The sequence below is a fragment of the Caulobacter sp. DMC95 genome (genome assembly GCF_056313785.1).
On record NZ_JBQUZP010000007.1, the window covers coordinates 135315 to 147646 of the forward strand.

The 12332-nt window shown below is 65.9% G+C and carries 12 protein-coding genes; 9 read left to right on the plus strand and 3 right to left on the minus strand.

The window, feature by feature from the left end; all coding sequences use genetic code 11:
* Positions 1-60: 60 nt before the first annotated feature.
* The gene (locus ACT53N_RS16325; protein ID WP_476064884.1) at positions 61-639 is read right to left on the minus strand and encodes a DUF2939 domain-containing protein; all 579 of its coding nucleotides are present in this window, start codon (positions 637-639) and stop codon (positions 61-63) included.
* Positions 640-794: 155 nt separating this feature from the next.
* Entirely contained in the window at positions 795-2006 is a 1212-nt protein-coding gene (locus ACT53N_RS16330) for an NADP-dependent isocitrate dehydrogenase (RefSeq protein WP_476064885.1), read from the minus strand.
* Between the two features lie 268 nt (positions 2007-2274).
* Here ACT53N_RS16330 and ACT53N_RS16335 point away from each other — a divergent pair, with 268 nt between their 5' ends.
* The 6 genes from ACT53N_RS16335 to fghA all read left to right on the plus strand — a co-directional run bounded on the left by ACT53N_RS16335 (position 2275) and on the right by fghA (position 9582).
* Positions 2275-4695, plus strand: coding sequence for an ATP-binding protein (locus tag ACT53N_RS16335; protein WP_476064979.1), 2421 nt, complete (start codon positions 2275-2277; stop codon positions 4693-4695).
* Positions 4696-4737: 42 nt separating this feature from the next.
* Positions 4738-5532 carry an RNA methyltransferase gene (locus ACT53N_RS16340; protein ID WP_476064886.1) on the plus strand — a complete coding sequence of 265 codons (795 nt, stop codon included), beginning with the start codon at positions 4738-4740 and terminating at the stop codon, positions 5530-5532.
* 92 nt (positions 5533-5624) lie between these two features.
* Positions 5625-6041, plus strand: coding sequence for a host attachment protein (locus ACT53N_RS16345; RefSeq protein ID WP_310212771.1), 417 nt, complete (start codon positions 5625-5627; stop codon positions 6039-6041).
* Between the two features lie 81 nt (positions 6042-6122).
* Positions 6123-7409, plus strand: coding sequence for a DUF1254 domain-containing protein (locus ACT53N_RS16350; RefSeq protein ID WP_476064887.1), 1287 nt, complete (start codon positions 6123-6125; stop codon positions 7407-7409).
* A gap of 67 nt (positions 7410-7476) precedes the next feature.
* Complete coding sequence (locus ACT53N_RS16355) at positions 7477-8586, plus strand: S-(hydroxymethyl)glutathione dehydrogenase/class III alcohol dehydrogenase (protein ID WP_476064888.1); 1110 nt, start codon at positions 7477-7479, stop codon at positions 8584-8586.
* 162 nt (positions 8587-8748) lie between these two features.
* Positions 8749-9582, plus strand: coding sequence for an S-formylglutathione hydrolase (gene fghA, locus ACT53N_RS16360; protein WP_476064889.1), 834 nt, complete (start codon positions 8749-8751; stop codon positions 9580-9582).
* Here the strand turns inward: fghA and ACT53N_RS16365 are convergent.
* On the minus strand, positions 9579-10388 hold the full coding sequence (locus ACT53N_RS16365; RefSeq protein WP_476064890.1) for a hypothetical protein: 810 nt from the start codon (positions 10386-10388) through the stop codon (positions 9579-9581). The genes fghA and ACT53N_RS16365 overlap by 4 nt on opposite strands.
* Before the next feature lie 183 nt (positions 10389-10571).
* Here ACT53N_RS16365 and ACT53N_RS16370 point away from each other — a divergent pair, with 183 nt between their 5' ends.
* From ACT53N_RS16370 to ACT53N_RS16380, 3 genes are all read left to right on the plus strand, one after another.
* Positions 10572-10955, plus strand: a complete 384-nt coding sequence (locus ACT53N_RS16370; protein ID WP_476064891.1) for a hypothetical protein — start codon at positions 10572-10574, stop codon at positions 10953-10955.
* Between the two features lie 177 nt (positions 10956-11132).
* Positions 11133-11750 carry a 30S ribosomal protein S4 gene (gene rpsD, locus ACT53N_RS16375; RefSeq protein ID WP_010920368.1) on the plus strand — a complete coding sequence of 206 codons (618 nt, stop codon included), beginning with the start codon at positions 11133-11135 and terminating at the stop codon, positions 11748-11750.
* Between the two features lie 265 nt (positions 11751-12015).
* The gene (locus ACT53N_RS16380) at positions 12016-12330 is read left to right on the plus strand and encodes a TFIIB-type zinc ribbon-containing protein (RefSeq protein WP_476064892.1); all 315 of its coding nucleotides are present in this window, start codon (positions 12016-12018) and stop codon (positions 12328-12330) included.
* The last annotated feature ends 2 nt before the right edge of the window (positions 12331-12332 follow it).

The window sequence follows — 12332 nt, forward strand, 5'->3', positions numbered from 1 at the left end:
TCAACCGGCTACCAGCCGAGTTTGACGATGGTGCAACAGTTCCGTCCGAAGACGGCGCAATCAGCCCTGACGTTCGTCGCCCGGCAGGCGGATATGCACCAGCTTCCAGGTGAACAGCGCTTTTCGCTCGAAGGTGAAGATCGTGACCTTGCGGCTGGCGTCCGGGCGCTTGACCGAAATCCGCACCCGGTTTGGATCCCAATAGGCGATGCCAGGATAGGGGCCGCGCACCGTGTCGCGGATCTGGCCGCCCAGGGTGTCGTCGCGACGGGAGGCGGGCGGCGCCTTGCCGGGCGCGTAGCCCCGGGTCAAGGCCGAGACACCGGCCACCGTCAGGTAGCGGTCGACCTTGGGCTCGGGCGGCGCAATGGGCTCGATGGCCTTCTTGAAGACGCTCATCGGATCGCGCCATAGCGAAGGGGCCTCGGGTTTGGCGGCCGGGGCGTCGGCGATCAGTTGACCGGTCAGGCTACGGCGCACGGCCGGGAAGTCGACCAGTTCGCCGATCGCCTGGACATCCTCGTACTGCGCGGCGGCCTTGAGGGCGCGAAATGCGAACCAGGGCGCACTGGCGAAGGCGGCGGCGAACGTGAAGATCGCCAGCACGATCAGATCCCAGATCCGCTTTTGCAGAGTCATGCCGCCTCCGAACGGTTAACGCCGATAGATCACAGGTGCGGCGCGGCTCGCAAGGCTGCTCGCGTGTGACGGGCGCTTTCAGGGACGCTCCAAGAAAAACGCCCCGGAGGAGGTCCTCCGGGGCGCTTGGCTCTCGGGCTATAGGCCCAGAGGCGTTAGGCCATCGCCTTCTTCAGGTTCTCATCGATCTTGTCGAGGAAGCCTTCGGTGGTCAGCCAGCCTTGCTTGTCGCCGACCAGCAAAGCGAGGTCCTTGGTCATGTAGCCGCTCTCGACGGTGTCGATGCAGACCTTTTCCAGGGTGGCGGCGAAGTTGGCCAGATCCTGATTGTCGTCCAGTTTGGCGCGGTGAGCCAGGCCACGGGTCCAGGCGAAGATCGAGGCGATCGAGTTGGTCGAGGTGCTCTCGCCCTTCTGATGCTGGCGATAGTGACGGGTCACCGTGCCGTGAGCGGCCTCGGCTTCCACGGTCTTGCCGTCCGGCGTCATCAGCACCGAGGTCATCAGGCCCAGCGACCCGAAGCCTTGAGCGACGATGTCCGACTGCACGTCGCCGTCGTAGTTCTTACAGGCCCAGACGTAGCCGCCCGACCACTTCAGCGCCGAGGCGACCATGTCGTCGATCAGGCGGTGCTCGTAGTGGATGCCGGCGGCCTTGAACTGCTCGGCGTAGTGGGCGTCGTAGATCTCCTGGAAGATGTCCTTGAAGCGGCCGTCATAGGCCTTGAGGATCGTGTTCTTCGTGGAGAGGTAGACCGGATAGCCGCGGTTCAGGCCGTAGGCGAACGAGGCGTGGGCGAAATCGCGGATCGAGTCGTCGAGGTTGTACATCGCCATGGCGACGCCGGCGTCCGGGGCCTTGAACACTTCGTGTTCGATGGTCTGGCCGTCTTCGCCGACGAACTTGATCGACAGCGTGCCCTTGCCAGGGAACTTGAAGTCGGTGGCGCGGTACTGATCGCCGAAGGCGTGGCGGCCGACGATGATCGGCTGGGTCCAGCCCGGGACCAGGCGCGGCACGTTCTGGCAGATGATCGGCTCGCGGAAGATCACGCCGCCCAGGATGTTGCGGATCGTGCCGTTCGGCGACTTCCACATCTTCTTGAGCTTGAACTCTTCAACGCGCTGTTCGTCGGGCGTGATGGTCGCGCACTTGACGGCGACGCCGTGCTTCTTGGTGGCGTTGGCCGCGTCGATCGTCACCTGATCGTCTGTGGCGTCGCGGTTTTCAACCGACAGGTCGTAGTAGTCGAGTTCCAGATCCAGGTACGGGAAGATCAGCTTGTCTTTGATGAGCTTCCAGATGATGCGGGTCATTTCATCGCCGTCCATGTCGACGACGGGATTGGCGACTTTGATCTTGGCCATTTCGGGGATGTTCCTCTGGCGGTGGCGCGCCTGCGGCGTTCTGGCGCACAGGGCCAGCACGCGGCGCGGACCGGGAGGCTATAGACTGTTGCGTCGCAGGGGAAAAGCGGATCGGTATGCTCCGCCTTTAACTTCAGCGTTCCAGTATCCGGTTTTGGGTGGAGAGCACCGGCGACGGGCTTAAGGGGCGGGCCAGGGAGCAGGCTTGGACAAGGGATCTGGTGCGATTGCCGGCGTAAGCGCGCCGCTGGCGCGGCGGCTGCTGACGATGGTGGCGATCCTGTCGATCGCCGTGACCAGCGTCGCCACGGCCGCGGCCTTCATCTTCGTGCGCGAGAGCGCGGCGGACACCCAGACGCGGCACCTCGTCGAATATGTTGGGGAGCGGGTCAAGACCGAGGACCGGTTGTTCTCTGATCTGGTTAAGGTGCATGACGCGGCTGGTGAGGCGCTCACGCGTCGTCTGGAACAGGCGCGAGGCGCCCGAGGCGCTGACGAGTTCGAGCGCCTCTATCCGGAAAAGGGCGATGGTACGCGTCGCTCGATACCCAGCCTCTTCGACGGCGCTCACTTGGGCGGCCACTACGTCTACGGTGTGGGAGCTTATCTGCGGGACGCCCAAGCGATGCGTCCAATGGAACAGGACTTGTTCGTCGAGGTCGCCGACGTGGTGGCGGCCATCGGCGAGGCCCAGATCCGGCACTATGACAACTTCTACTTCTTCACGCCTCAGACCCGGCTGGTGATGTTCGGGCCGCTGCGCGAGGACAAGCTCCAGTACTACCGGCGCGACGCGCCCAATACGCTGGACATTTCCAAGGAGGAGATGACCACCCTGACCCTGCCGGAGAACAACCCCGAGCGGGTCATGAAATGCACCAAGCTGCGGCGGCTGATCTCGGACCCCAGCGGGCGGGGGCTGAACGCGGCTTGCATGACGCCCTTCTACTACAAGGGCCAGTTCATGGGGGCGTTCGGCACTAGCCTGTCGCTCGATTCCTATCTTCTCCGCGCCGTCGCCGACGCCTTGCCCGGCGGCGCGAACATGATTGTCGCCGACGACGGCGAGCTGGTCGCCGCGCAGGGGCTCTCGCGCAACGGCTTCGTCGACGCGGATCTTCTGCGCCGGTTCCAGGTCGACAATGATCTCAAGAACCTGATGGGCCGCATTCGCGGTCAAGGACGCGACGTGGGCGTGGTTCTGTCTCCCGACGGCGACAGGCTGGTGGCCTATGGTCGTCTGGTGGAGCCGGGTTGGTGGTTCCTTATGAGTTTCCCATCCAGCGACCTCGTCTGGTCGTCGCTGAAGACGGCTTCTTGGGTGTTGCTGTTCGGCTTCTTCGGCGTCCTGTTGCAGGTGTTGCTGCTCTACCGCCTGACCAATCAAATGGTGGCGGCTCCGCTGGAGGCCCTGGCCGAGGCGCAACAGCAGGGCGATCCGGCCGCCGCGCGTCCGTTCGAGTCGAGGCCCGACGAGATCGGCTCCCTGGCGCGGGCGTTGCGTCGGCAGCGCGAACGCAACGAAGAGCTGCTGCGCTCGCTGGAGCAGCGGGTGGCCGTGCGCACCGCCGAGCTCGAGCGGGCCAACCAAGCCAAGTCGGTGTTCCTGGCCAACATGTCCCACGAGCTGCGCACGCCATTGAACGGCGTCATCGCGATCGGCGACCGTCTGGCCGAGGAGGAGGATCCGGAAACCCGCCGCGAACTGGCCTCGCTGGTCACCTCGTCCGGCCGGCTTCTGGAGCAGGTGCTGGGGGACATCCTGGATGTCTCTAAGATCGAGGCTGGTCAGTTCCAGCTGAGCCCGGCGCCGTTCGATCTGGTCCAACTGGTGCGCGGCATGGCCGAACTGCACGCTGCGGCGGCCGAGGCCAAGCACTTGACGTTCCGCTGGTCGGTGGCTCCCGACGCGGAAGGCTCTTATGACGGCGATGCAGGGCGGATCAGTCAGATCCTTTCGAACTTGCTGGCCAATGCGGTCAAGTTCACAGCCAAGGGTGAGGTCTCGCTGGAGGTCGATCGCCAGGGCGAGGTCCTGCGCTTCGTCGTCCGTGACACGGGCGTGGGCTTCGACGAGGCTGTCCGCGACCGCCTGTTCAAGCGCTTTGTCCAGGCCGACCAGTCGATCACGCGGCAGTTTGGCGGAACGGGGCTTGGCCTGTCGATCTGCGCCGCCCTCGCCGAAATGATGCAGGGAACGATCAGCGCCGAGGCGACGCCGGGGCGGGGCGCCCGCTTCGAGGTGGCCCTGCCGCTGCCCCGTTGCGCGAAGATCACAGACGCCCCGGTCGAGGAGGATCGCGAGATATCCCTAGAAGGCATGCGGGTGCTGGTGGCCGAGGACCATCCCACGAACCGCAAGGTGGTCGAGATCGTCCTGGAGCCTTTCGGCGTGGAGCTGACCATGGTCGAGGACGGTCAGGCCGCGCTGGACGCGCTGGAGCAGGGCCGTTTCGACGCGGTCCTGATGGATATGCAGATGCCGGTTCTGGACGGCCTTTCGGCCACCCGCGCGATCCGGGCGCGGGAGAAGGCTGCGGGCGCCTCGGCGATCCTGGTGATCATGCTGACCGCCAACGCCATGGAGGAGCACGTGGAGGCGGCGCGGGCGGCGGGGGCCGATCTACACCTGGCCAAGCCCCTCCATCCCGCCCATTTGCTCGAGGCCCTGGCGCGGGTGCGGCGCTAGAAGCGCTTGCATCCGGCCGCCGGTCGGCGGCAAAGGACGCGGATGACTGACGCCGCCGCCTTCAAGCCCGTTCCCCCCTGCGTAATCCTCAATGAACCTCAGCTGGCCGAGAACATCGGCTCGGTCGCGCGGGTCATGGCCAATTTCGGCCTGTCGGATTTGCGTCTGGTGCGGCCGCGTGATGGCTGGCCGCAGGAACGGGCCTGGGCCAGCGCCTCGGGGGCGCACTGGCCGCTGGATGACGCCAAGGTCTTCGACACCCTCGAGGCGGCGATCGCCGACCTCAAGCTGGTCTACGCCACCACCGCTCGGCCGCGCGAAACGCGTCTGCCGGTCTACACGCCGCGCGAAAGCGCTGGCCATCTGGCCGAGGAGGTCGCCCAAGGCCGTGCTGTAGGACTGCTGTTCGGCGGCGAGCGGGCGGGTTTGGAGACCCACGACATCGCGCTGTGTCAGGCCATCGTCTCGATCCCGATCGACGAACGCTTCCGCTCGCTGAATCTGGCCCAGGCGGTGTCGATCAACGCCTACGAATGGAAGATGACCCAGGACGACCGGCCCTGGAAGAAGTTCGAGCAGAACGTCGAGGAGCCCGCCGATCAGGCCGCGCTGCTGGGCCTCTACGAACACCTCGAGGATGAACTGGAGAAGGCGGGCTTCTACCATCCGCCGGAAAAGAAGCCATCGATGGTGCGCAACCTGCGGGTTCCGCTGGCCCGCGCCCGTCTTTCCGACCAGGAGGTCCGCACCTTCCGGGGCGTGATCACCGCGCTCAGCCGGGGGCGCGGTCGCGTCCTGGCCAAGCTGGCTGAGAAGGCCAAGAAGGACGCTCCTTAAGGACGCGGCTCCTCGCGGATTTTGACCTCGATCATCCTTGCGCGCCGTCGCTGAGCGCATGGTCGGGGTCGTGATCCAGCAAGGAGCCTTCCATGAACCCCGACGCCATCACCTTGGTCGTTGTCGCCGACGGCCGCCGCGCCCGACTGCTGGAGCAGCGCCGGATCGACGGCCCGCTGCATGACCGCCCCGAGTGGCTCTCGGACGTCAAGGAGCACCACGACCACGGCGCGCCCAGCCACATCACCCACAGCGGCGACGCCCATGATCGCGCCGAAAAGGCGTTTCTGACGAACCTGGCCAAGCGCGTCGACGCGGTGCTCGCGCACAACACGATCGACCAGGTGATCCTGATCGCGCCGCCACGCGCGTTGGGCCATTTGCGCGAGGCGCTGTCTTCCGCCGCCGCCAAGAAGGTGATCGGATCGGACGCCCATGACCGGGTGGACGCAACGATCATCACGCTGGAAAGCGTCGTCCACGCCGCGCGTCACGCCCACGCCGCCTGAACCCAATCAGCGTCGCGCGGTGCTTGCGCCGCGCGACGTCCCGCGTTCAACTGTCCTCAAACAGATGTTGGGGAGGGCGGCATGAACCGTCGGGAATGGCTGGCCATGGCCGGCGCGCTGGGCCTGTCGCCCACCTTGGTGTCGGCGGTCCAGGCTGCTGAAAGCGACCCCTTGGCGGCGCGGGACGCCTATCTGTACGCTTTGCCCCTCATTGAGATGGCTACGACGCGCGCACGGCTGCTCAAGAGTCCCGGCGCGGCGATCAACACTCTGTCTCACACCCGGACCTTGTCGGACCATAAGGCCCGCTGGGTGACCACGCCCAATAACGACACGCTCTACTCGTCAGCTTTCCTGGACCTTACGAAGGGCCCCGCGACCCTGACCATCCCGCCGCTCGGCAAGCGCTACTACTCGGTGGCGGTGATGGACATGTTCACCAACAACAATGTCGTCCTCAGTACGCGGACCGTCGGCGGAGAAGGTGGAACCTTCACCCTGGTCGGGCCCGGCCAGGCGTCGAGCGGCCCGAACCCCACCCGCATCGCCACGCCGCATGCCTGGCTGCTGATCCGCACCCTTACCGACGGCGGCGAAGACCTGGCGGCGGCCCACAAGGCGCAGGACGGCTTCGGCCTCAAGGGCGCGCCGCCGGCGCCGGTCGCCGCCTACGCCGCGCGCGACGCCCAGCCGGCCGACTACTTCGCCACGGCGCGCGCGCTGCTGACCAGCGATCCCGCCCCGCCCACCGACCTGCGTATTCTCAAGCGCGCGGCGGCGTTCCTCGGGGCGGGACCCTACGACGAGGTTGCTGCAGCGAAGGGCGTCCAGCAGGCGCGGATGATTGCTCTCCTGGCTCAGGGGCGGCAGACCTTCGTCAACGGCTGGTCCTATCCGCGTCCTAACCTGGGCGACTACGGCCAGGACTACATCTACCGCGCCATCGTCGCGCTGCAGGGACTGGGCGCGCTGCCCGTCGCCGAGGCCCTCTACATGAAGGCGGCCGGCGACGACGGCGCGGGGACCTTCACCGGCGATGGTCCGTACCGCCTGACCATGCCGGCGCAACTGCCGTTGGACGGCTTCTGGTCGCTGTCGATGTACGAGGCGACAGCGGACGGTCAGTTCTTCTTCACCGACAACCCGATCCACCGCTACACGATCGGCGACCGCACCCAGGGTCTGAAACGCAACGCCGATGGGACGTTGGATATCTGGATCGGCCGCACGGATCCGGGCGGCGACAAGACCGCCAACTGGCTGCCGGCGCCCAAGTCTGGTCCGTTTGCGCTGTTCCTGCGGGCCTATCTGCCAAAGGCTGAGATGCTGGACGGTCGCTTCCGCGTTCCGGCGGTGACGAAGGCCTGATCAGGGCTCGACCCGGGCCCCGCACGGCGGCAAAGTCGCGCCGACTCGTTTCTGAGGAGACCTCTCGATGAAGACCCGCGCCGCCGTCGCTTTCGAAGCCAAAAAGCCGCTGGAGATTGTCGAGGTCGACCTCGAAGGGCCCAAGGCCGGCGAGGTGATGGTCGAGATCAGGGCGACCGGCGTCTGCCATACCGACGCCTACACCCTCGACGGCTTTGACAGCGAAGGCATCTTCCCCTCGATCCTGGGCCATGAGGGCGCGGGCGTGGTGGTCGAGGTTGGGGCTGGCGTCACCTCGGTGGCGGTCGGCGATCACGTGATCCCGCTCTACACGCCCGAATGCCGCCAGTGCAAAAGCTGCCTGTCGGGCAAGACCAACCTGTGCACGGCGATCCGCGCCACCCAGGGCAAGGGCCTGATGCCCGATGGGACGAGCCGCTTTTCGTACAAGGGCCAGCCGATCTACCACTACATGGGCTGCTCGACCTTCTCGAACTACACGGTGCTGCCCGAGATCGCGGTCGCCAAGATCCGCAAGGACGCGCCGTTCAAGACCGCCTGCTATTGCGGTTGTGGGGTCACGACGGGGGTCGGCGCGGTGACCAACACCGCCAAGGTCGAGCCCGGCGCCAACGTCATCGTCTTCGGCCTGGGCGGCATCGGCCTGAACGTCATCCAGGGCGCCAAGCTGGTCGGCGCCAATATGATCGTCGGCGTCGACATCAATCCGGACCGCGAAGAATGGGGCCGCAAGTTCGGCATGACTCACTTCGTCAATCCCAAGGACGTCCAAGGCGATCTGGTCGCGCATCTGGTGGCCCTGACCGACGGCGGCGCGGACTACACCTTCGACGCCACCGGCAACACCGGCGTCATGCGCACGGCGCTCGAAGCCTGCCACCGCGGCTGGGGCGAGAGCATCATCATCGGCGTTGCCGAGGCGGGGAAGGAAATCTCGACCCGTCCGTTCCAGCTGGTCACTGGCCGCGTCTGGAAGGGGACTGCCTTCGGCGGTGCGCGCGGCCGCACCGACACGCCGAAGATCGTCGACTGGTACATGGACGGGAAGATCCAGATCGACCCGATGATCACCCACGTCCTGCCGTTGGAAGAGATCAACAAGGCGTTTGATCTGATGCACGCGGGTGAGAGCATCCGCACCGTGGTGACGTTCTAGTTAGAGGCGTCGACGCCCCCTCCGTCACGGCGCGTGGCCGCGCCGCGCCACCTCCCCCGTTTCACGAGGGAGGATGAAAATTGACCGGCCTTCTCATCCTCCCCCGCGCGCGGGGGAGGGGGACCGCGAAGCGGTGGAGGGGGCGTTCCTCGGGAGTTCCCCATGACCGTCGAAACCCTCTCCACCCATCGCGTCCATGGCGGAACCCTCCGCTACTGCAAGCACGCCTCGACCAGCACCGGGACGCCGATGAAATTCACGGTGTGGGCGCCTGACGGCGAGGGGCCGTTTCCGTATCTCATCTGGCTGTCGGGACTGACCTGCACTGAGGACAACTTCACAGTGAAGTCGGGCGTCTACGCCCACGCCGCCCAGCACGGGATCGCCATCGTGGCGCCCGACACCAGTCCGCGCGGCGAGGGCGTGGCTGACGATCCGGCCTACGACCTCGGTCAGGGGGCGGGCTTCTATGTCGACGCCACCCAGACGCCTTGGGCGCCGCACTTCATGATGCATTCCTACGTCACCGGCGACCTGCTCATGGCCGTCGAGGGGGCGTTTCCGCTGGACGGCGCGCGCAAGGGAATCTTCGGTCACTCGATGGGCGGCCATGGCGCGCTGACGATCGCGCTGAAGCATCCGGACCTGTTCAAGTCGGTCAGCGCGTTCTCGCCGATCGTCTCGCCGTTGAACTGCCCCTGGGGCGACAAGGCGCTGAGCGCATACCTGGGCCCGGACCGCGCCGCCTGGCGGCCCTACGACGCCTGCGCCCTGATCGAGGACGGCAAGGGGGAGAGCTTCGACGACATTCTGATTGACCAGGGCCTCGCCGACAGCTTCCTGGAGAGCCAGCTGAAGCCCGAGCTGATCGAAGCCGCCGCCGCCGAGGGCGGCCGCAAAGTCACCATCCGCCGTCAGGAGGGCTACGACCACAGCTACTTCTTCATCTCGACCTTCATCGGCGACCACGTAGCCTGGCACGCGGAGCGGCTCTAGCCGTCAAGTTGCCCGCTGAAGTCAAAGAGCTGGCTGTTCACCCAACCCTTGCCGATCGCTAGAGCACCCTTGCGGTTCATCACCACCCCCCGGGCCTTGCTGTTGCTGAGCCCTGAGCGCAGGTAGCTGAGGGCGAAGAGTTCGAGCTGGGCGGGCGTGACCTTGTCGCGCCAGAGCCCGGCGTTCTTGATGCAGTCCAGGCGCCCCCACCACGCCGCCGGCGCGGCCAGCAGCCAGTCGCAGACCACATCGTCGGCGCGGCCGGGTGTCGAGGTCTGGATGAAGGCGCGAACATCGGCCAGGGTCAGCCCCTTTAGCCCGCCGTTCTGGGTCACCAGGTCGAAGAACCAGACCAGTTCGCGCAGCGTCCGCGCGTTTCGCCCCGCCGCCTTGGCCCAGCTGTCGGCCAGCACGTCGGCCCTCTCCGCGACAACCCGGATGCGGCTGGTCTGCTGCGCCTTCATTTCGGGTGAGCCCATCAGGCTCGCCAGCTCCCGCGCCGGGATCGCTTTAAGCTTGGTTCCCGTCTGCCAGCTACGGACGATAGCGAGGCCGGTCGCGACCCCGCTGTTGCAGGCCTTCCACAGATCCGCGCCGATCGTGGGCGCTTCGCGCAGCACCACGGGTCGCCCCACGGCCTTGACCATGGGCTGCAGCGAGGCTGACCCGATGTTCCACTGCAGCACGCCGCAGGAAACGCCCATGCCGTCGAAGTCGCCGGTCACACCACGCCACGGATCACCAGCGTTCTCGAACCGTCCGGTGATGGCGACCGCAGTATTGAGCTCTTGATCGGATACGGCCATGGCGCTCCCCCTCAGTGGCGAGCGTCACTGTAATGCACGTCTGGGGTGAAGTCGCGATTGAAATAACGCCGGTCTCTGATTGGCGAGGGCGTGTGTGGTCGTGACTTTTCCGTAATTCATCCTGGGTTCAGGCGGCGGGCGCTCCCTTCCCGGTCAAGCTGACCAAAAAGAGGGGACACCAGCATGAAACTCGCATCGCTCGCCGCCGTCATCGCCCTGGGCCTGAGCACCTCGGCCTGTGTGATCATCGACGCCGATGACAGCCATCCGAATGTCTCCGTCAACGCCCAGGCCGGCGACCGGTCAATGGAGGCGCTGTTCGGCGCACGGGTCGACGGCGCCGATCTGGTGGTGCGCGTCAGCTCCAACGGCTGCACCCGGCAGGAGGACTTCTCCGTCGACACCCAGCGTCGCGACGGCCTGACCAGCTTCACCTTCGTCCGCAAGCGCCCCGACAACTGCAAGGCGCTGCTGCCGGAGGGCGTCGAGCTGCGCTATCCGCTGGACGCGTTCGGCGTCGAGCGCGGCGGCCAGATCCGCCTGCGTAATCCGCTGGTGCGGCCGTAGGGTTGTGGGCGGGCGCGGCGGAACATTGACTCCCCGCCGCTGCTCCCCCATAAGCCAGCCCTTCACGCCGCCGGCTCGCCGCGCGGCGCGATGACCTTATGACGGATTGACCCGAAGCCGCCGTTGCGATCGCGCCTCGAAAGGGGAGCCGGCCCGGATCGAATTGAAAGAACGACTATGTCGAAGCGCCATAGCGCCAAGTACAAGATCGACCGCCGCATGGGTGAAAACCTGTGGGGCCGTCCGAAGTCCCCGGTCAACTCGCGTTCGTACGGCCCGGGCCAACACGGCCAGCGTCGTAAGAGCAAGGTTTCGGACTTCGGTCTGCAGCTGCGCGCCAAGCAAAAGCTGAAGGGCTACTACGGTAACCTGACCGAGAAGCAATTCTCGCGCACCTACGAGGAAGCCGCCCGTCGCAAGGGTAACACCTCGGAGAACCTGATCGCTCTGCTCGAGTCGCGCCTGGACGCCATCGTCTATCGCGCCAAGTTCGTGCCGACCGTTTTCGCCGCCCGCCAGTTCGTGAACCACGGCCACGTGACCGTGAACGGCAAGCGCGTGAACATCCCGTCGTACCGCTGCAAGGCCGGCGACGTGATCCAGGTCCGCGAAAAGTCGCGCAACATGGCTCTGGTCCTCGAAGCCGTCGCCTCGAACGAGCGTGACTTCGCCGAGTACGTCTCGGTCGACGCCAAGAGCCTGTCGGCCACCTTCGTCCGCGCTCCGGAACTCTCGGAAGTTCCGTATCCGGTGAAGATGGAACCGAACCTCGTCGTCGAATTCTACGCTTCGTAAGCGTCGGATCCGAAGAGATACGGAAAAGGCCCCGGAGCAATCCGGGGCCTTTTTTGTTGCGCCAAGGCCTTGAACCGGATCGCGCGGGCGCCTAATTGCGGTTCAGCGGGACCGGGCCCCTCTGGCGAGCAATGCAAGTGCTCGTGATGTCGGACCGCATCGGGTGTTCTCGATGTCTTGGGTCCGGCCGCCTAGCCCCCCTCCCCAAAAGGCGCCGCCTCACATCGAGAACACCCGAGCATCCTTTTTGGACCGGAGGTTCTGAATGCCGCTTCTGATGTGCCCCAACTGCGACGCCTCGATGCAGGCTGTTCAGCGCGCCAGCGTCGAGTTCGACATGTGCCCGCGTTGCCGGGGCGTCTGGCTGGACCGCGGCGAGCTTGAGAAGTTGATGGCCATGGAGCGCGACGAGACCCAGGCGGTCTACGGCCAGCCCAAGCCATACAGCCGTCCCGATCACCACCACGATCATGGCCACAGCCACGGTCACAAGCGCCACGATGACGACGACTATCGCCGTCACGGTTCCTACGGCCATCACAAGAAAAAGCGTTTCGACCTGTTCGACATCTTCGACTGACG

What these genes read in the sequence shown, in the direction of transcription:
- ACT53N_RS16325 (WP_476064884.1), bottom strand. Translation starts at nt 639, where the DNA reads ATGACTCTGCAAAAGCGGATCTGGGATCTGATCGTGCTGGCGATCTTC.
- ACT53N_RS16330 (WP_476064885.1), bottom strand. Translation starts at nt 2,006, where the DNA reads ATGGCCAAGATCAAAGTCGCCAATCCCGTCGTCGACATGGACGGCGAT.
- ACT53N_RS16335 (WP_476064979.1), top strand. Translation starts at nt 2,275, where the DNA reads ATGGTGGCGATCCTGTCGATCGCCGTGACCAGCGTCGCCACGGCCGCG.
- ACT53N_RS16340 (WP_476064886.1), top strand. Translation starts at nt 4,738, where the DNA reads ATGACTGACGCCGCCGCCTTCAAGCCCGTTCCCCCCTGCGTAATCCTC.
- ACT53N_RS16345 (WP_310212771.1), top strand. Translation starts at nt 5,625, where the DNA reads ATGAACCCCGACGCCATCACCTTGGTCGTTGTCGCCGACGGCCGCCGC.
- ACT53N_RS16350 (WP_476064887.1), top strand. Translation starts at nt 6,123, where the DNA reads ATGAACCGTCGGGAATGGCTGGCCATGGCCGGCGCGCTGGGCCTGTCG.
- ACT53N_RS16355 (WP_476064888.1), top strand. Translation starts at nt 7,477, where the DNA reads ATGAAGACCCGCGCCGCCGTCGCTTTCGAAGCCAAAAAGCCGCTGGAG.
- fghA (WP_476064889.1), top strand. Translation starts at nt 8,749, where the DNA reads ATGACCGTCGAAACCCTCTCCACCCATCGCGTCCATGGCGGAACCCTC.
- ACT53N_RS16365 (WP_476064890.1), bottom strand. Translation starts at nt 10,388, where the DNA reads ATGGCCGTATCCGATCAAGAGCTCAATACTGCGGTCGCCATCACCGGA.
- ACT53N_RS16370 (WP_476064891.1), top strand. Translation starts at nt 10,572, where the DNA reads ATGAAACTCGCATCGCTCGCCGCCGTCATCGCCCTGGGCCTGAGCACC.
- rpsD (WP_010920368.1), top strand. Translation starts at nt 11,133, where the DNA reads ATGTCGAAGCGCCATAGCGCCAAGTACAAGATCGACCGCCGCATGGGT.
- ACT53N_RS16380 (WP_476064892.1), top strand. Translation starts at nt 12,016, where the DNA reads ATGCCGCTTCTGATGTGCCCCAACTGCGACGCCTCGATGCAGGCTGTT.